The following is a 19351-nucleotide window of genomic DNA, read 5'->3' on the forward strand; positions in this document are numbered from 1 at the left end:
GGATTTGGCGATTTTGGGTCTTAAAAAACGAGCTATTTTATGGTCTTTAATGGGATTTTGTGCAGGATTGAATGCGCTTGATTATGACACCCTAGACCCCAAATACTACAAGTATATCAAGTATTATAAAGCCTATGAAGACAAAGAAGTTGAAGAATTAATCAGAGATTTAAAGAGGGCGAACGCTAAAAGCGGGCTTATTTTAGGGATCAATACCGGGTTTTTTTATAACCATGAAATCATGGTCAAAACCAATAGCTCCAGTATCACCGGGAATATTTTAAATTATTTGTTCGCTTACGGCTTGCGTTTTGGCTATCAAACCTTTAGGCCGTCGTTTTTTGCACGCTTGGTTAAGCCCAATATTATTGGCAGGCGCATTTATATCCAATATTATGGAGGGGCTCCTAAAAAAGCGGGCTTTGGGAGCGTGGGGTTTCAATCGGTTATGCTGAATGGGGATTTTTTATTAGACTTTCCTTTGCCTTTTGTGGGGAAATACCTTTATATGGGGGGGTATATGGGTTTAGGCTTGGGGGTTGTAGCGCATGGGGTGAATTATACGGCGGAATGGGGGATGTCTTTTAACGCAGGATTGGCTCTAACGGTATTAGAAAAAAACCGCATTGAATTTGAATTTAAAATTTTAAATAATTTCCCTTTTTTACAATCCAATTCTTCAAAAGAGACTTGGTGGGGAGCTATAGCAAGCATTGGGTATCAATATGTGTTCTAAAAAAATAAGAAATCTCATTTTATGCTTTGGTTTTATTTTAAGCTTGCACGCTGAAGAGAATATCACCAAAGAAAACATGACTGAAACGAACACGACTGAAGAAAACACCCCTAAAGACGCTCCCGTTCTTTTGGAAGAAAAACGCGCCCAAACGCTAGAGTTTAAAGAAGAAAAGGGGATTGCAAAAAAGATTGATGAAAAAAGCCTGCTTGAAGAAATCCATAAGAAAAAACGCCAGCTTTACATGCTCAAAGGGGAATTGCATGAAAAAAATGAATCCATCTTATTCCAACGAATGGCTAAAAATAAGAGCGGTTTTTTTATAGGCGTAATTCTTGGCGATATAGGCATTAACGCTCATTCTTACGCTCGATCTTATGAGAGCTTTGAACCTTTAAACAACATTCAAGCTTCTCCTTTGTTGTATGGATTAAGGAGTGGGTATCAAAAGTATTTTGCTAACGGGATTAGCGCCTTACGCTTTTATGGGGAATATTTAGGGGGGGCGATGAAAGGGTTTAAAAACGATTCTTTAGCCTCTTATCAAACCGCAAGCTTGAATATTGATCTGTTGATGGATAAGCCTATTGACAAAGAAAAAAGGTTTGCGTTAGGGATATTTGGAGGCGTTGGAGTGGGGTGGAATGGGATGTATCAAAATCTAAAAGAGGTTAAAGGGTATTCACAGCCTAACGCTTTTGGGTTAGTGTTAAATTTAGGGGTGAGCATGACGCTTAACCTCAAACACCGCTTTGAATTAGCCTTAAAAATGCCTCCCTTAAAAGAAACTTCGCAAACCTTTTTATATTATTTTAAAAGCACTAATATTTATTATATTAGTTACAACTATTTATTGTAAAGGCTAAGATGTTGAAATTTAAATATTGTTTGATTCATATCGTGCTCATACTGGGACTTCAAGCGGCAGATTATGACAATTTAGAAGAAGAAAACCAACAATTAGACGAAAAAATAAACCATTTAAAGCAACAACTCACCGAAAAAGGGGTTTCGCCCCAAGAGATAAATAAAGAGATAAATAAGGATAAGTTTGAAGAAGAATATATTGATCGATCTTATCCTAAAATTTCCTCCAAGAAAAAAGAAAAATTGCTCAAATCTTTTTCCATAGCCGATGATAAGAGTGGGGTTTTTTTAGGGGGTGGGTATGCTTATGGGGAACTTAACTTGTCTTATCAAGGGGAAATGTTAGACAGATATGGCGCGAATGCCCCTAGCGCGTTTAAAAACAATATCAATATTAACGCTCCTGTTTCTATGATTAGCGCTAAATTCGGGTATCAAAAATACTTTGTGCCTTATTTTGGGACACGATTTTATGGGGATTTATTGCTTGGGGGTGGAGCGTTAAAAGAAAATGCGCTCAAGCAACATGTAGGCTCGTTTTTTTATGTTTTAGGGGCTATGAATACGGATTTATTATTTGATATGCCTTTAGATTTTAAGACTAAAAAGCATTTTTTAGGCATTTATGCGGGTTTTGGGATAGGGCTTATGCTCTATCAAGACAAGCCTAATCAAAACGGGAGGAATTTGGTGGTGGGGGGCTATTCAAGCCCTAATTTTTTATGGAAATCTTTGATTGAAGTGGATTACACTTTTAATGTGGGCGTGAGTTTAACGCTTTATAGGAAACACCGCTTAGAGATTGGCACAAAATTACCGATTAGCTATTTGAGAATGGGAGTGGAAGAGGGAGCGGTTTATCAAAATAAAGAAGATGATGAGCGTTTGTTGGTTTCGGCTAACAACCAGTTCAAGCGATCCAGTTTTTTATTAGTGAATTATGCGTTCATTTTTTGAGGCTTGATTTTGGGGTTAGGGTTTAAAATTTTAGCGTTAGTCGTTTTGATTTTAGGGGGTTATTTGATTTTTAACGCTTTAATCACAAAAACCAAAGCTTTAAGTTTTAGTTTAAGCAACAAAGAGGGTGTGCTCAATGACAATAATGAAGCGCTTTTTTGGGATCTAAAAAAACCCATTAAGATTAAAATAGCAGCCCCAAAGGGCATCAAACGCTATGAGATAAAAGTAACCACAAAAGACAATTTGATCTTATATAAAAAAGAAAGTCTGGTATTGGATAAACCCAAGTCTTTAGAAGTGCCTTTAATTAGGCCTGAAATCATGGGGTTAGAAGACAAGTGCCTTTTATATGAAATTCAAGCTAATGATTGGAGCTATGCTAATTTTTTCAATGGCAATAAGGCGTCTTTCAAACAAGAAGTGTGTATTGATACGATAAAACCCTTAATCACGATTTTATCTCGTTCCCCAAGCATCGCTTATGGAGGGAGCGCGGTAGTTGTCTTTGAAGCTTTGGATAAGAATTTGTCTCAAGCGTTTGTGCACGTCAAAAAAAAGGATTTTAAAGCTTTCAGGCTTGTAGAATTCAAACAGCGTAATGTTTTTATCGCTCTAGTGCCTTGGTCTTATAAAAATAAGGATTTTAAGGCGTTCATTGTCGCTAAAGATAAAGCTTATAACTCTAATACCACCCCTTTATTGTTCAAACGAAAAACCCATCGTTTGAGGGAAAAAGATATAGACTTAAGCGCCTTAAAAGATAAGATTGCAAAGCAAGAAAAATTTCAAAATCACACTGAGCAAACTTTATTGGAAATGTTTTCCAACGTGCGCTTAAAAGATTTAGAAAAAATCCAAAAGATCGCTTTAGAGCAAGGGGATTTTGATAAGGATTTTTCCCATTTTCAAGCGCTAAAACCCTTGAATGGATCTTTTAAAATGATAAGCAATTTTTTAGAAAATCGGCGGTTTTTAAAGGATAATCAGGTGTTGTTTAAATTCTTGCATTTAGGGGTGGATTTGATGCCCAGTAAGGATTTATCTTTAGCGTTTGATCCATCGGTGAAGAGGGTTTTTAAGGGGGAGTTCGATTTTTATGGTAATAGTTTAATCAATTGCTATGGGTTAGGTTTGTGCGTTTTTTTAGCCCATTTAAAAGATGATAAAAGCGTGGGGAGTAGTGGTTTGAAATTAGGGAGCGGGTTGCATTTAGGGATGCTTTTGCAAGGGGTGTTTGTCCGGCCCAATGAATGGCTTAATGAGCAATGGATAAAAACCAATATCATCGCCCCCATAGAGCAAGCCAAACGGCTTTTAATGAAAGGATAGTCATGTTAAAAACGAATCAAAAAAATGTGCATGCGTTTGAAATTGAAAAGCAAGAGCCTGAAGCGGTCATAGGATTTTTAGAAAAAAACCATGCCCTTTTGCAGTATTTTCTTATTATATTTAAATATGATATTGAACCAGAAGTCAAAGCCATTTTGCACAAACACCAACTTTTGTTTTTAGAAACGAATCGCCCTTTAAACGGGCGTCATATCAAAACCATGTCTATAAAAGAAGAAACCAATCATCCAACACCCAATCATTCTAAAACAGAACCTAAAACAACGATTTATGAGCGTAATATTAGGAGTGGGGAAGAGATTTATAGTGCTAATCATCTTATTTTTTTGGGCAATATCCACAATGGAGCCAAGATTATTTCAGAAGGCTGTGTGTCAGTTTATGGGGTTTGTGAAGGGGCGATTGTGTGCTTTGGAGAGTGCTTGATTTTGAAAGAAGTCAAGAACGCTCAAATCGTTTTTCAAAATAAAATTTTATCTCTAAAAGAGGTTGAACGGCTTTTGGTAAATAAAAATATTAAAATAATCACTAAAAATGACGATATACTAGACATAAAGGAAGTATTATGAAACAAACAACCATTAACCACTCTGTGGAATTAGTAGGGATAGGCTTACACAAGGGCGTTCCTGTGAAGCTTGTTTTAGAGCCTTTAGAAGAAAATCAAGGCATTGTTTTTTACCGCTCTGATTTGGGCGTGAAGCTCCCCTTAAAACCTGAAAACATCGTGGATACCAAAATGGCAACCGTGTTGGGTAAGGATAACGCTAGAATTTCTACGATTGAACATTTGCTTTCAGCTGTCCATGCGTATGGTATTGACAATCTTAAAATCTCTGTGGATAACGAAGAGATCCCTATCATGGATGGGAGTGCTTTGACTTATTGTATGCTTTTAGATGAAGCAGGGATTAAAGAATTAGACGCTCCTAAAAAAGTGATGGAAATCAAGCAAGCCGTTGAGGTTAGAGAGGGCGATAAATTTGTTAAAATTGAGCCAGACAGCCAGCTTTCTTTGAATTTTGCGATTGATTTTAACCATCCGGTTATCGCCAAGCAAGCCCACCATTTCGTTTTTAGTAAAACCGCTTACAAAGAGCAAGTCGCTAAAGCTCGCACCTTTGGGTTTTTGCAAGAAGTGAATTACTTGCGATCCATTGGTTTGGCTAAAGGGGGGAGCTTGAATAATTGCATCGTGCTGGATGAAAACAGCATTTTGAATAAAGAGGGTTTGAGATGCGAAAAGGAATTCGTGTGCCACAAGATTTTAGACGCTATGGGGGATCTAATGGTTTTGGGCATGCCTGTGATGGGCAAATACACTTCTTTTTCAGGGAGTCATAAGCTCAATTCCATGTTGGTTAAAGCCATTTTAGCGGACGCTAAAAATTACGAGGTTTTGATCGCTACAGATCCGGCTAAAGAATTTGCGTTGCAAAAGGCTTTCGCTTAATCCTGAATTAGGGTTTATTTTTTGGAATTGGATTTAGCGCTTATCTCTTTAGGCGAGAAGGTCTTGCTTGGGGTGTATCAAAACAATTTTTTATGCACTTCTTACACTTCTAAAGCAAAAACAAGCGAGGCTTTAGTGGAAGTTTTTTCGCAATTATTTGAAGATTTTAAAAACCCTACTTTACCGGCGATTAAAGGGGTTTATTACGCTAAAGGGCCAGGGAGTTTCACTAGCCTAAAACTCACGCATGTTTTCTTACACACTTTGGCTTTAGTCCATGACTTTGAACTCTATTCCACCACAGGCTTTGATTTTAACGACAACACGCCCATTTTGGCGTATGCCAATAAATACTTTGTTTCAAAAGAAAGGGAAAGCTTGATCGATTTTAAGGATTTGAAAATTGTGCCAAAAGATTTCAAGCTGCCCTCTTTTTTAGAGAAAGACAAATTCACCCAATTGAACACGCCGTTTTACATTTTGCCTCCTATTTAGTGTATAATGCTAGTTTTAAAAATGAAAGGGTATCAACAATAGGGGTTTAAAATTTGGTAGTGAGTGTTCCTGCAACAAGTGCGAATTTAGGCCCCGGTTTTGATTGCTTGGGTTTGAGTTTGAATTTACGCAATCGTTTTTTTATTGAGCCTAGCAGCTTCCATGCGGTGAAATTGGTTGGGGAGGGTGAGGGGATCCCTAAGTTTTTAACCAACAATATTTTCACTAAAGTGTTTTATGAGATTTTAAAAAAGCATGGGAATGACGGCTCGTTTAAATTTTTATTGCATAATAAAGTCCCTATTACAAGGGGCATGGGGTCTAGCTCGGCGATGATTGTGGGGGCGGTCGCTTCAGCGTTTGCGTTTTTAGGGTTTGCTTTTGATAGAGAAAATATTGTCAATACCGCTTTAATTTATGAAAACCACCCGGATAATATCACTCCGGCGGTGTTTGGAGGGTATAATGCGGCGTTTGTGGAAAAAAAGAAAGTGATAAGTCTAAAAACCAAAATCCCTTCTTTTTTAAAAGCGGTGATGGTGATCCCTAATAGGGCCGTTTCTACCAAGCAATCGCGCCACCTTTTGCCCAAGCGTTACAGCGTGCAAGAAAGCGTGTTTAACCTTTCGCATGCGAGTTTGATGACGATGGCGATTGCGCAAGGGAAGTGGGATTTATTGCGTTGTTGCGCTAAAGACAGGATGCACCAGTATAAGCGCATGCAAACTTATCCCGTGTTGTTTGCGATCCAAAAGCTCGCTTTAGAAAATAACGCCTTAATGAGCACGCTTTCAGGGAGCGGTTCGTCGTTTTTTAACATGTGTTATGAAGAAGACGCCCCTAAATTAAAGCAGGTTTTGAGCAAGAAATTCCCTAAATTTAGGGTAGCGGTTTTAGATTTTGACAATGATGGAGTCCTTATTGAGAAAGACTGAAATTAAAATCCGCATGTGTGTGGCGTGCAGAATGCGCCAACCTCAAAAGGATTTGTTGCGTTTGAAAAGCTTTGAAAATCAAATTGTGGAGTTTGATGGCAAAGGTCGTAGTTTTTATGTGTGTGAAAATTGTTTGAAAAATGGAGAAAAAAAGTTGTTGAAAGCGATTTCAAAAATAAAGAACGCCCCAAAAGATACCAAAAATGTTATTAATTGGATTAAGGAGAGAAGCATAGCATGAGTGATATGGTTGATTTAAAAAAATTTGTAACCGAGCTTGGTAAGACTCAAAAAGAGCTTAAAAACGTGATCGAGCAAGCCAAAGACATTGGTTTAGAGCTTAAGACAAATTCTAAAATGACCCCAGAGCAAGCCGGTAAGCTATACAAATACATTGTGGATGGCATTAAAGAACAAATACAAGCCAATCAACCCGCTAAAAATCTTGAACAAGACAATAAAGACGATTTGAATACAGCCGTAGCGTCTAAGCCGCTTGCTAAAAAGGCTTCCAAAACGCCTAAAAAAGAAGAAACAAAAAGCCAGCCAAAGCCCAAAAAAACTAAAGAAAAGAAAAAAGAAGTTCCTGCGCCTATTATCAAAAAGAAAGGAATAGAGATTGTCAACACTTTTGAAAACCAAACGCCCCCTGTAGAAAACACCCCTAAAGCGGTTAGCCACTCTCAAATAGAAAAAGCCAAGCAAAAGCTCCAAGAAATCCAAAAAAGCCGAGAAGCCCTAAACAAGCTCACCCAAAGCAACGCTAACAGTGCTAGTAATGTCAGCAACGCTAAAAAAGAAATCAGCGAAGTTAAAAAGCAAGAGCAAGAGATCAAACGCCATGAGAATATTAAAAGATACACGGGTTTTAGGGTGATTAAACGCAACGATGAAACAGAAAATGAAATTGAAAACAGCGTAACAGAAAGCAAAAAACCCACTCAAAGCGCGGCGGCTATTTTTGAAGACATTAAAAAAGAATGGCAAGAAAAAGACAAGCAAGAGACTAAAAAAACTAAAAAACCCAGTAAGCCCAAAGCCACCCCCACCGCCAAAAACAACAAATCCCATAAAATTGATTTTAGCGATGTAAGGGATTTTAAGGACAATGATATTTATGATGATGAAACCGATGAAATCTTATTGTTTGATTTGCATGAACAAGATAACCTCAATAAGGAAGAAGAAGAAAAAGAAGCACGCCAAAATATCAACGATAGGGTGCGCGTCCAAAGGAAAAACCCTTGGATGAATGAGGGCGGGATCAAACGACAATCCAAGAAAAAGCGCGTATTCCGTAACGATAACAGCCAAAAAGTGATCCAAAGCGCGATTGCAATCCCTGAAGAAGTGCGCGTGTATGAATTCGCGCAAAAAGCGAATTTGAATCTGGCTGATGTGATTAAAACCCTCTTTAATTTAGGGCTTATGGTAACTAAAAACGACTTTTTGGATAAGGATAGCATAGAAATTTTAGCCGAAGAGTTCCATTTAGAAATTTCTGTTCAAAACACTTTAGAAGAATTTGAAGTAGAAGAAGTGCTAGAGGGGGTGAAAAAAGAGCGCCCGCCTGTGGTTACTATCATGGGGCATGTGGATCATGGTAAAACTTCACTACTGGATAAAATCCGTGATAAAAGAGTCGCTCACACGGAAGCTGGGGGGATCACTCAGCACATTGGCGCTTACATGGTAGAAAAAAATAACAAATGGGTGTCTTTCATTGACACTCCAGGGCATGAAGCCTTTAGCCAGATGCGTAATCGTGGGGCTCAAGTAACAGATATTGCAGTGATTGTGATAGCGGCTGATGATGGCGTGAAGCAGCAGACTATTGAAGCGTTAGAGCATGCAAAGGCCGCTAATGTGCCTGTGATTTTTGCGATGAATAAAATGGATAAGCCTAATGTGAATCCGGACAAACTCAAAGCCGAATGCGCTGAGCTTGGCTATAACCCTGTGGATTGGGGCGGAGAGCATGAGTTTATCCCTGTTTCAGCTAAAACGGGCGATGGCATTGACAATCTGTTAGAAACCATTCTTATCCAAGCGGATATTATGGAATTGAAAGCCATAGAAGAGGGCAGCGCTAGAGCGGTTGTTTTAGAAGGGAGCGTGGAAAAAGGGCGTGGGGCAGTGGCCACTGTGATTGTCCAAAGCGGGACTTTGAGCGTGGGGGATAGTTTTTTTGCCGAAACGGCGTTTGGTAAAGTAAGAACGATGACTGACGATCAAGGCAAGAGCATTCAAAATTTAAAACCCTCTATGGTGGCTCTCATCACAGGCTTGAGCGAAGTGCCGCCTGCGGGATCTGTTTTAATAGGGGTAGAAAACGATTCTATCGCACGCTTGCAAGCTCAAAAGAGGGCGACTTATTTACGCCAAAAAGCGTTGAGTAAAAGCACTAAAGTGTCTTTTGATGAGCTTTCAGAAATGGTCGCTAATAAGGAATTGAAAAATATTCCTGTAGTCATTAAAGCGGATACGCAAGGAAGCCTAGAGGCCATCAAGAACAGCCTGTTGGAGCTTAATAACGAAGAAGTAGCGATTCAAGTGATCCACTCAGGGGTGGGGGGCATTACTGAGAATGATTTGAGCCTGGTTTCTAGCAGTGAGCATGCGGTGATTTTAGGCTTTAACATCCGCCCCACTGGTAATGTGAAAAATAAGGCTAAAGAATACAATGTGAGCATTAAAACTTACACGGTGATTTATGCCTTGATTGAAGAAATGCGATCGTTGTTATTAGGCTTGATGAGTCCTATCATTGAAGAAGAGCATACCGGACAAGCGGAAGTGAGAGAAACCTTTAATATCCCTAAAGTAGGCACGATAGCCGGGTGTGTGGTGAGCGATGGGGTGATCGCTCGTGGCATTAAGGCGCGTTTGATTAGGGATGGCGTGGTGATTCATACCGGCGAAATCCTTTCTTTGAAACGCTTTAAAGACGATGTGAAAGAAGTTTCTAAGGGCTATGAGTGCGGGATCATGTTAGAAAATTATAATGAAATTAAAGTGGGCGATGTGTTTGAAACCTATAAAGAAATCCATAAAAAAAGAACCCTCTAATGAATGCTCATAAAGAACGCTTAGAATCCAATCTTTTAGAATTGTTGCAAGAAGCTTTAGCGAGTTTGAATGATGGCGAATTGAATTCTTTAAGCGTTACTAAGGTGGAATGCTCTAAAGGGAAACACCACGCTTTGGTGTTTGTGCTTTCATCAGATCATAAAATCCTTTCTAAATTGAAAAAAGCTGAGGGCTTGATCAGGCAGTTTGTTTTGCAAGCGAGCGGGTGGTTTAAATGCCCAAAACTCAGTTTTGTTTTAGACAATAGTTTAGAAAAGCAGCTCCGCCTAGACGCCATATTTAATGAAATCGCTAAAGGGAAAGATAATGACTAAAAGAATAGAAGAGAAAATAGAGGGCGTGATTGAAAGCTTGGGATACTTGCTTTATGATGTGAGTTTGGTTAAAGAAAATGAGCAGCATGTTTTAAGAGTGAGCCTTAAAAACCCTAATGGGGCGGTTAGCTTGGATATTTGCCAACAAGTGAGCGAGGTGATTTCGCCTTTATTAGATGTGTGCGATTTTATTCAAGACGCTTATGTTTTGGAAGTGAGCTCTATGGGGTTAGAAAGAACGCTTAAAAACCCCAAACATTTCAAGCTTTCTTTAGGCGAAAAAGTGGAAGTCAAACTCACAAATAAAGAAAGCTTTCAAGCGGTCCTTAAAGACGCTAACGATTTGAGCGCGGATTTTGAATTAGAGGATCACGCTATTAAAAGCGTGGAGTATAAGGATTTAAAAAAAGTTAAAACGCTTTTTGAGTGGTGAGATTATTTTTTGAATATTAAAAATAGCGTTAATCGTAAGAATAATTTGGATTATAAAAAACTACTGAGAATGATGAGGCGTTAAATAGGATATTAGCCCTAAGGGGATATTAGCGTTAATATGCTAATATAGTAGAACATTATGACTACAAAAAGGGTGGTATGCTGATCTCCATAGCGTTTTTATTGGTTTTGTGTCTTTTGAATTATAGTTCTTTTAGGATGTTGAAGTCGTTTTTAACCTTAAAGAAAATCTCTCAACACGCTTATTTATGGTTTTTTATCCTTTTGAGCGTAGGCGAGGTGGCTTTTGCTTTTTATAGAAATATTATGCCTAGCCATTTGTTTGTTTTGACTTCAGCATGTTCGTTTGTGTCTTTTATTGTGTTTGTTTTTTCTTTGAGTTTTTACGGGTTTTCCTACTCCATAGAAAAAATAGATTTCTTACCTTCAAGGCGTAAAGGTTTAAAAAACTTTTTAAAGTTAGGGTTTTATCTGGCGTTATTAGGGTATTTTTGGCGTGGGTTTTATGAAGGGTTGGCCCGCCCTAAAATCAAAGAAACCCCTATTTATTTAGACAAGCTGGATAAAGAATTAAAGATTATTTTACTCACAGACATGCATGTGGGGAGTTTGTTGCAAAAAGATTTTGTTGATTACATTGTAGAAGAAGTCAATCAAAAAGAAGTGGATATGGTGCTGATTGGGGGGGATTTAGTGGATGAAAACATTGAAAAAGTCAAATCTTTTTTACTGCCTTTAAACAACCTTAAAAGCACGCATGGCACTTTTTATGTGCCAGGAAATCATGAGTATTATCATGGCATAGAACCGATTTTATCGTTTCTTAATACGCTTAATTTGACGATTTTAGGGAATGAGTGCGTGCATTTAGGGGGGATCAATTTGTGCGGTGTGTATGATTATTTCGCAAGGAAGCGTCAAAATTTTGCCCCTGATATTGACAAAGCTTTAAAAAAGCGTGATAGTAGTAAGCCCACGATCCTTTTAGCCCACCAGCCCAAACAAATTAGAAGCCTCAAAGAAAGCCACTCTGTAGATTTAGTGCTTTCAGGGCATACCCATGCAGGGCAAATCTTTCCCTTTAGCCTTTTAGTCAAGTTAGCGCAAACCTATTTATATGGTTTATACAAGCACAGCGGCACCACTCAAATTTATGTGAGCAGTGGGGCAGGGTATTGGGGTGTTCCTTTAAGGTTTTTAGCCCCTAGCGAGATCGCATACCTTAGGCTTTTACCTAAAAATCAAGCTTAGTTGAACAAAATCTTAAAATCGTAATCAAGCGGTTAAAAATAAGGATTAAAACAAGGAGTTAAAAAACAACCGCCAAGACAAAGGGAAAGGAGGGGGAGGTGACCCTTCAATCTTAGCGGTGCCAACCAAACCATAAGGAATGGTTGGATTTGCAATTATACAATAAAATGGTGATTTTTGGCAAATGATTTTAAAAATTATCCATAAAAAACGCTTAAAGGCATTTTTTACAACCAACAACCAAATACAAAAGAGCCTGATTTTAACTAAAGCTTTTATTAAAATTTTCTTAAACTAATTTAAATTTATGATATAATCAGTGTTTGAATTACTCTTAAATGCAGGAGTCCATACACCATGCGCGTTCTACTGATTGAAAAAAATTCTGTTTTGGGTGGAGAAATTGAAAAAGGCTTAAATGTTAAAGGCTTTATGGCTGATGTAACAGAGAGTTTAGAGGATGGGGAATATCTTATGGATATTAGGAATTATGACTTGGTTATGGTTAGCGATAAAAATGCTTTAAGTTTTGTTTCTAGAATCAAGGAAAAGCATTCTTCTATTGTTGTTTTAGTTTCTTCTGATAACCCTACAAGCGAAGAAGAAGTCCATGCGTTTGAGCAGGGTGCGGACGATTACATCGCTAAGCCTTATCGCAGCATTAAGGCTTTAGTCGCAAGGATTGAGGCTCGTTTGAGGTTTTGGGGCTCTAATGTGATTGAAATTGGGGATTTGACCATTAGCCCTGATGAAGAAAAGATTATTTACAAGGGGCGTGAAGTTGAAGTTAAAGGGAAGCCTTTTGAAGTGCTGACCCATCTTGCCAGACATAGGGATCAAATCGTCTCCAAAGAACAACTTTTAGACGCTATTTGGGAAGAGCCTGAGATGGTTACCCCTAATGTCATTGAAGTGGCTATCAATCAAATCCGCCAAAAAATGGATAAACCCTTGGGGATTTCCACGGTTGAAACCGTGAGACGCAGAGGCTATCGTTTTTGCTACCCAAAACCGGCGTGTGAAGAATAAATTCTTTTTGCTAAAAATAGATTAGAATGAGGGTGTGGAGCGGGTAAAATCAAATATTTTAATAACGATAGTAGAGGCACTCATATCATGTTGGTGTTGAGCTAGGGGGCATAATCATTTTATCTGCGATTGGTAGGGTATTTTGGTTAAAAAACACTAAAATAGATTCGTATCAATTCATGGATCTAAATACCCATCAAAACACAAAAATGCAAACTTTGGCTCTGTTTTCATTGGATATTGAAAAAGTCTTATTTTTGTGGGATTTTTATGGGATACAAGAAAAATACACAAAGAAAACGCTACCTAAACTCTAGCTTGCACTAAAATTTTAGTGTAGTGGCGTTGCGAGAACCATTAAAACTATGACTAATCATTTCATGGTTGGCCATCTCGTTTTTAAGATAACCACCCGCTATTACCCCAAACCCTAACATGCTCCAAATACCCGCAACACAAAAACAATAACATAGAGAGATAATCTAAACCACTATTGGCTGTGATTACGGATTAAAAAACCTAAAAATATTAAAAAGCATTTTTTATAATCAAATTATTAAGAGAGCTTACGAAAATCAAGCGATAACTTTTTAAGCGGTCTTTTGGGGGTTAGGGGGGTGTAGGGGGATAGTTTTTAAAATATCCCTCATTCCCTTAAAGAAATGAGTTTTTGCTATAAAACGATGGGATGAAAATTTTTAAACCTTATCAAAAAGAGTTTTAAACTCTTAGTTTTTATAACCAACGCTTTTTACAAACAGCTTAGTTTTAAGCGTTATTGAAGATTTCTTCAATTTGTTCTTTAATATCCCTATAATTGAAACTCTCCCTAAAGCCATCAATCTTGCCTCCGCTCGCATTCCTATGCCCGCCCCCATTAAAACACATTTGACTGAGTTCGCACACATCGCAATTCCCATTCGCCCTTAAGCTCACATTCCCTTTAGAATTCACATCTATATAAAAATCAAAATCCGGATTTTGCGTTAAAAAAAGGTTAGCCAACACGCTAATACCCCCCATAGAATAACTTAAAAACCCTTTTTTATCTTGGTAATAAACGCTGCAATCATGCTTTTTTAAAGAGAGCAAATGCGTTTGCGCGTTTGAAGAGATATTGTCCATCGTTTCTGCATCAGGATCGCCCCCTAAAGCGATTTTTTTAAGTTTGAACAAATCATTATCATAGGCTACAGGGGCATTTTCTAAAAACAAATAGTTTTTAACTTCTTCTAAAAGCTTTAATTTATAATCGCGGTTTTCATCATCAAACATGAAACGATTCAATTCAGAGCTTTGGTTAATCATGCGCATGCACACCTTGCCTAATTCAAAGCCATAACCTTGCGTGTCCCAAATATCCACAGAATTGACCATTTCCACTAAAGGCTCTAGCCATGCTGTGTTTTTTGGCTCTAAAATCGCATAATGCTTTTTCAAAAACTCATACACGATTTTAGTCGCGCAACAGTTCGTGTCTAAAAAATACCAATGGAAACTCTCAGCCACTTCCTTACCGCTGATATGGTGATCTAAAAGCTGGATTTGAATGTTTTTATTTTGCAAGCGGTGTTCTTGGATTTTATCTTGCAAATACTGCGCTTCGTTTAAATTCAAATTCAAATCGCTAATCAAAATAAGGAATTCACTCTCTTTAGATTGAGCGATTGCGTTTAGAATTTCATAAATTCTCGCTGAAACTTCACGCCCGTAATTAGCGTTATAGCATTGGATATTTTTAAAAAATTGTTTTGAAACAAGCTGGCATGCATAGCCGTCTAAATCAATGTGTGAAAGGTGATAAACTTGCATCATTCTCCTTTTTTATCCATTATTTATCCATTAAAAGTTAATATGGATCGTGCCTAAGGCTTCAAAATTAGAGTTAGGATCCAATTCAGCATGGCTTAGCACGATCACATCAATCCTGGCCTGCTCCATTTGATTAGAAAGGGCTTTTCTTAAATTAGGCTCTACGATCAAAATCACCGGAGCGATCCCTTTTTGCAAGACTTTCATAGCCTCTTCAGAAACCACTTCAATAAGTTTTTGCAATTCGCCCACATTGAGCAGCAGACTCTTAGAAGTGCCATTTTCTCGCAATTTATTAAGCAAAAATTGTTCGCTATCGGTAGAAAAGGTTAAAAATTTCAAACGCCCGTCTTCAGATTTAAAAGCGTTAGTGATCACTCTAGAAAGCCTCGCCCTCACTTGTTCGGTTAAGATATTCACATCGTTTTGAACCAATGGGGCAATATCGGTAATCGTTTCTAAAATAGTGAGCATGTCTTTAATGGGGATTTTTTCATGCAACAAGGCTTGCAAAACTGATCGGATCGCACCGGTGGGGATTTTTTTACTCTCTTCTACAATCGTAGGATAGTCTTTGGCCAAGCGCTCTAAAAGGGATTTCACTTCGTCTTTAGTGATAAAATCTTCAGCGTATTTTTTCACTAATTCGCTGGTGTGCGTCGCAATAACGGTGCTTGGATCAATAATGGTATAGCCTTGGATAATGGCTTCTTCTTTATTTTTAGTTTCAATCCATAAAGCGTCCATTCCAAAAGCCGGCTCTTTAGTAGGAATTCCTTCAATTTCTTTATTCACAAAACCGGTATTCATGGCTAAAAACTTATCTGGCATCACCATGCCCTCACCAATCACAATGCCCTTAAGCTTGATTTCATAATGCGTTGGGGGGAGCTGTAAATTATCCCTAATCCTAATTTGAGGCATCAAAAAGCCATAATCGCTCGCTATCTTTTTTCTAATACCCCTAATCCTTTCTAACAAATCGCCCCCTTGTTTCATGTCCGCTAAGCTGATGAGCTGATAGCCTAAAGCCAATTCTAAAAATTCAATTTTTAACACTTCATCAATCGCTTGCTCTTCTTCTCTTTTAAGCTCTTCTTGGGTTTTAGCCCTTGTGGTGGGGGCGTGGGGTTTGATTTTGGAGCTGTGGGGTTTTTCGCTCAAATCCAAGCCGAATTTTTGACTCAAATAATTTTCTAATTTAGTGAGTAATCCGTCTTTTCCCTCCCTGCTAATCAGCCATGCGATGAATAAAAAGAGAGTCCCTACAAACGCTAAAGAAAAGGTAGGGAGTCCAGGAATGGTGGCAAAAAGCAATAAAATCGCCCCCACAATCACTAAAGTTTTGCTTTTATTGGTGAGCTGTGTGATGAGTTTAGAAGCAAAGTCCTCTTCTTCGTTTTGCGTGGTACGAGTGGCGACGATACCAGTCGCTGTCGCAATGATTAAAGCAGGGATTTGCCCCACAAGCCCATCGCCAATGGTTAGGATAGTGAAAGTGCTAGCGCTAAAGCTCAAGCTCATATCCCTTTGAAACACGCCCACTAAAAACCCTCCAATGATATTGATAAGCGTGATAATGATAGAAGCGATCGCATCGCCTTTGACGAATTTAGACGCGCCATCCATCGCGCCATAAAAATCCGCTTCTTGGCTTAGAGCGGCACGCCGTTTTTTGGCTTCCTTATCATCAATCAGCCCTGAATTCAAGTCCGCATCAATCGCCATTTGCTTTCCTGGCATAGCGTCTAGAGCGAATCGCGCCCTCACTTCAGTCACCCGAGTAGAACCATTGGTAACCACTAATAGATTCACCAGCACTAAAATACTAAAGATAATCGCCCCAATCACATAATTCCCGCTCACGCTAAATTCCCCAAACGCCGTGATAATATCGCTCACCGCGCTAGGCCCTTTATAGCCTTGGGTTAAAATCATTCTAGTGGTCGCCACATTTAAAGCCAAGCGGTATAAGGTTACAATGAGCAATAAAGTGGGGAAAGCGCTAAAATCAGTAGGCTTGTCAATATAAAGCCCGATTAAAATGATCAACACCGATAGCGCGATAGAAATCGTGAGTAAAAAATCCAACACAAAAGGCGGTAACGGCACGATAATGATCGCTAAAATCGCTATCACAAAGACCACAAGGGCTAAGTCTTTGGATTGCAAGAAGCGTTTAAAGACAGGGAAAGTCTTTTTAAAAGCTAATTTGGAGCGTTCGTTTGCCATAATCTAAAATCAATGCCTTAATTTTGGTAGGTGTGTTTGTCTCTTATTATAATATAAAGTTTAAAAGTATGACACAAAAAAGCTTATTTTACGCTATAATGCGATCTTTATTAAATTACCAATTAGGAGGTCGTTATGGCTTTGAATCTGGAGAAAAAACAAGAAATCATTAAGGCGTTTGCCACTAAGGAAAACGATACGGGTTCTTGTGAGGTGCAAGTGGCGTTGTTGAATGAAAGGATCAGGCTTTTAACCGAGCATTTAAAAACTAACCCTAAAGATCATTCCAGTCGTTTAGGGCTTTTAAAATTAGTCGCTCAAAGACGCAACTTGTTGAAATACATCAAACGCACTAACCATGCACGTTATGTGGTTTTGATTGAAAAGTTAGGCATTAAAGACAGATAATTTTATCGGTTTTAGGGTGTGGCGAGTTTGTGTTGAAAGAGCGTTTGAAGGCCTTTTTTAGTGCGGACTCTGTTTTCACTCTGATTTTTGCCCTTTTTTTTCTCACTTCGTTTAAAAAGCCTTTAACGCAAGTCTTGTTGATTGTTTTAATGGTTTTTTTGTTTCTTAGGTGTTGTTTCCAAGCGTCTTTGAAAGAAATCTTCACGATTAATTATTTAAAAACCATGCCCTTTAAATGGCTCACTCTGGCTTTTTTAGGGGTGTTTTTAAGCATCTTCCCTAACATGTTTAACATGTATGATAGCCAAACTTTCCGCTACAATTTATTCGCTCTAAACATGTCCTTAACTTACGCTTGCGGGGCGTTATGCTTGCTTTTTTCTAGCCGTTTAAGAATCAAATTGAATCAAAAAATCCTTTTTTATAGCATGGCTGTGGCAAATTTCATCAACGGCTTGCTTTCATTAGTGCAAAAAATTTATTTTAACATGCCCAGAGCGCAAGGGTTTAGCACGGTTAAGGAGTATGTGGTTTTAGTGAGCGTTTCCATTTTAGGCTGTTATATTTACGCGCTTTATTCGCAAAATCAAAAAGAAAAACTTTTTTTCACTCTTTCTGTTTTCGTGGGGTTTTTAGTCGTTATTTTAAGCGCTACAAGGAGCGCGACAATCGCTTTTGTAGCTACTTTTTTGATCCTGTCTTGCTTTATTTTATACGCCAAAAAATCGCTCAAACCATTGGGTTATATGATCGCTGTGAGTCTTGTTTTGAGCGCTTTGTATGTGGGGAGTAACGCTTTAGAAAAAAGGGGGGCAATAGAGCAATCTAGGGTTCAAAACCAAAGCTTTGAAGAAGATTTGAAACGCTACGCTAAAAAGGACGCTGATAGCAGTATCGGGTGGCGTTTGGAGCGCTGGAAAGAAGCCCTAACGGTTTTGCGTTTAAGACCCTTTTTTGGCATGGCCGCTAGCGAGAAATGCCAGAGGTTAGAAGAGATTTTATCTCTATCGCAGTCTTATAGGGCAAAAGATTTGATTCTTTGTTATGAAAGATACGACAATCAAATCATTCATGTCTTAGCCACTAGGGGGATCATAGGCTTTTTGATTTGGCTTTTTTTCTTGTTAGTCATTGTAAAGATTTTTTGGAGCGGGATAAAGCAAAACTCTTTAATATCGTTTTTTATACTAATGACACTCGCCTTTTATCTTATTTTTGGCATCGGGTTTGACCCCTTTGATTTCTTCATTACGGGAAGTTTTTTTGCAGGAATGGTCATGATGGCTGTTTTTGTAAAAAAGGATAAAAGCGCTTTTTATCATCAAAGGGCTTAACGCTAGTCAAGCGGTAGTTTCTTGCGATGCGTTCTTAGGGGGATTTAAGGGGTAAGATAAAAACTTATGCTATAATGCAGTCTCATTCCATATTAAAACAAGGAGAAATAATGAAAATTTTAGTGATTCAAGGGCCTAATTTAAACATGTTAGGACACAGAGACCCAAGACTTTATGGCATGGTAACCTTAGACCAAATCCATGAAATCATGCAAACTTTCGTTAAACAAGGCAATTTGGATGTGGAATTAGAGTTTTTTCAAACCAATTTTGAGGGCGAAATCATTGACAAAATCCAAGAGAGCGTGGGCAGCGATTATGAGGGGATTATCATTAACCCTGGAGCGTTTTCGCACACTTCTATTGCGATTGCGGATGCGATCATGCTAGCGGGCAAACCCGTTATTGAAGTGCATCTCACTAACATTCAAGCCAGAGAAGAATTCAGGAAAAATTCTTACACCGGAGCGGCTTGTGGAGGCGTGATCATGGGATTTGGCCCGCTTGGTTACAACATGGCTTTAATGGCAATGGTGAATATTTTAGCCGAGATGAAAGCGTTCCAAGAAGCCCAAAAAAACAACCCTAATAACCCTAATAACCCTATTAATAATCAAAAATAAAAGGGG

The 19351-nt window shown here is 38.5% G+C and carries 19 protein-coding genes and 1 pseudogene; 17 read left to right on the forward strand and 3 right to left on the reverse strand.

All coding sequences use genetic code 11. The features are described 5' to 3' along the window. Positions 1 to 13 precede the first annotated feature (13 nt). From H7O61_RS01350 to hsrA, 14 genes are all read left to right on the forward strand, one after another. Entirely contained in the window at positions 14 to 736 is a 723-nt protein-coding gene (locus H7O61_RS01350; RefSeq protein WP_001876931.1) for a hypothetical protein, read from the forward strand. Further along, on the forward strand, positions 726 to 1595 hold the full coding sequence (locus tag H7O61_RS01355) for an outer membrane beta-barrel protein (protein WP_187874912.1): 870 nt from the start codon (positions 726 to 728) through the stop codon (positions 1593 to 1595). The genes H7O61_RS01350 and H7O61_RS01355 overlap by 11 nt, the downstream gene beginning before the upstream one ends. An 8-nt stretch (positions 1596 to 1603) precedes the next feature. After that, positions 1604 to 2560 carry an outer membrane beta-barrel protein gene (locus H7O61_RS01360; protein ID WP_187874913.1) on the forward strand — a complete coding sequence of 319 codons (957 nt, stop codon included), beginning with the start codon at positions 1604 to 1606 and terminating at the stop codon, positions 2558 to 2560. Between the two features lie 9 nt (positions 2561 to 2569). Further along, positions 2570 to 3892, forward strand: coding sequence for a M23 family metallopeptidase (locus H7O61_RS01365; RefSeq protein ID WP_187874914.1), 1323 nt, complete (start codon positions 2570 to 2572; stop codon positions 3890 to 3892). A 2-nt stretch (positions 3893 to 3894) separates the two neighbouring features. Beyond that, positions 3895 to 4482 carry a septum site-determining protein MinC gene (gene minC, locus H7O61_RS01370; protein WP_187874915.1) on the forward strand — a complete coding sequence of 196 codons (588 nt, stop codon included), beginning with the start codon at positions 3895 to 3897 and terminating at the stop codon, positions 4480 to 4482. After that, positions 4479 to 5366, forward strand: coding sequence for a UDP-3-O-acyl-N-acetylglucosamine deacetylase (gene lpxC / locus H7O61_RS01375; RefSeq protein WP_187874916.1), 888 nt, complete (start codon positions 4479 to 4481; stop codon positions 5364 to 5366). The genes minC and lpxC overlap by 4 nt, the downstream gene beginning before the upstream one ends. Positions 5367 to 5387: 21 nt before the next feature. Next, on the forward strand, positions 5388 to 5861 hold the full coding sequence (locus H7O61_RS01380) for a tRNA threonylcarbamoyladenosine biosynthesis protein TsaB (RefSeq protein ID WP_187874917.1): 474 nt from the start codon (positions 5388 to 5390) through the stop codon (positions 5859 to 5861). 53 nt (positions 5862 to 5914) lie between these two features. Then, on the forward strand, positions 5915 to 6796 hold the full coding sequence (thrB, locus tag H7O61_RS01385) for a homoserine kinase (protein ID WP_079295135.1): 882 nt from the start codon (positions 5915 to 5917) through the stop codon (positions 6794 to 6796). Continuing rightward, on the forward strand, positions 6783 to 7037 hold the full coding sequence (locus tag H7O61_RS01390; protein WP_187833681.1) for a DUF448 domain-containing protein: 255 nt from the start codon (positions 6783 to 6785) through the stop codon (positions 7035 to 7037). The genes thrB and H7O61_RS01390 overlap by 14 nt, the downstream gene beginning before the upstream one ends. Further along, positions 7034 to 9865: a translation initiation factor IF-2 gene (infB, locus tag H7O61_RS01395; RefSeq protein ID WP_187874918.1), complete on the forward strand. Its 2832-nt coding sequence runs from the start codon at positions 7034 to 7036 to the stop codon at positions 9863 to 9865. Before H7O61_RS01390 ends, infB begins: the two co-directional genes overlap by 4 nt. Next, positions 9865 to 10200: a 30S ribosome-binding factor RbfA gene (gene rbfA / locus H7O61_RS01400; protein ID WP_000991153.1), complete on the forward strand. Its 336-nt coding sequence runs from the start codon at positions 9865 to 9867 to the stop codon at positions 10198 to 10200. The genes infB and rbfA overlap by 1 nt, the downstream gene beginning before the upstream one ends. Continuing rightward, on the forward strand, positions 10193 to 10633 hold the full coding sequence (locus tag H7O61_RS01405) for a ribosome maturation factor RimP (protein ID WP_079339428.1): 441 nt from the start codon (positions 10193 to 10195) through the stop codon (positions 10631 to 10633). The genes rbfA and H7O61_RS01405 overlap by 8 nt, the downstream gene beginning before the upstream one ends. A 161-nt stretch (positions 10634 to 10794) precedes the next feature. After that, positions 10795 to 11907, forward strand: a complete 1113-nt coding sequence (locus H7O61_RS01410; RefSeq protein WP_187874919.1) for a metallophosphoesterase — start codon at positions 10795 to 10797, stop codon at positions 11905 to 11907. A gap of 357 nt (positions 11908 to 12264) precedes the next feature. Continuing rightward, positions 12265 to 12936 (forward strand): response regulator-like transcription factor HsrA, encoded by a 672-nt coding sequence (gene hsrA / locus H7O61_RS01415; RefSeq protein ID WP_001264984.1) that lies wholly within the window; start codon positions 12265 to 12267, stop codon positions 12934 to 12936. Positions 12937 to 13113: 177 nt separating this feature from the next. Here hsrA and H7O61_RS08020 read toward each other — a convergent pair. From H7O61_RS08020 to flhA, 3 genes and pseudogenes are all read right to left on the reverse strand, one after another. Beyond that, positions 13114 to 13373 (reverse strand): annotated as a pseudogene (locus tag H7O61_RS08020) (hypothetical protein). Positions 13374 to 13704: 331 nt separating this feature from the next. After that, positions 13705 to 14748, reverse strand: a complete 1044-nt coding sequence (locus H7O61_RS01420; protein WP_187874955.1) for a 3',5'-cyclic-nucleotide phosphodiesterase — start codon at positions 14746 to 14748, stop codon at positions 13705 to 13707. 30 nt (positions 14749 to 14778) lie between these two features. After that, a complete protein-coding gene (gene flhA / locus H7O61_RS01425; RefSeq protein WP_180415352.1) occupies positions 14779 to 16980 on the reverse strand; it encodes a flagellar biosynthesis protein FlhA in 2202 nt (733 codons plus the stop codon). Positions 16981 to 17115: 135 nt separating this feature from the next. Here flhA and rpsO point away from each other — a divergent pair, with 135 nt between their 5' ends. From rpsO to aroQ, 3 genes are all read left to right on the forward strand, one after another. After that, positions 17116 to 17388: a 30S ribosomal protein S15 gene (gene rpsO / locus H7O61_RS01430; protein WP_053577092.1), complete on the forward strand. Its 273-nt coding sequence runs from the start codon at positions 17116 to 17118 to the stop codon at positions 17386 to 17388. A gap of 29 nt (positions 17389 to 17417) precedes the next feature. Continuing rightward, positions 17418 to 18722 carry an O-antigen ligase family protein gene (locus H7O61_RS01435; protein WP_187874920.1) on the forward strand — a complete coding sequence of 435 codons (1305 nt, stop codon included), beginning with the start codon at positions 17418 to 17420 and terminating at the stop codon, positions 18720 to 18722. 110 nt (positions 18723 to 18832) lie between these two features. Continuing rightward, positions 18833 to 19345 (forward strand): type II 3-dehydroquinate dehydratase, encoded by a 513-nt coding sequence (aroQ, locus tag H7O61_RS01440; protein ID WP_000699286.1) that lies wholly within the window; start codon positions 18833 to 18835, stop codon positions 19343 to 19345. Positions 19346 to 19351: the final 6 nt, after the last annotated feature.

The sequence above is a fragment of the Helicobacter pylori genome (assembly GCF_014496965.1).
GTDB classification, from domain to species: domain Bacteria; phylum Campylobacterota; class Campylobacteria; order Campylobacterales; family Helicobacteraceae; genus Helicobacter; species Helicobacter pylori_CZ.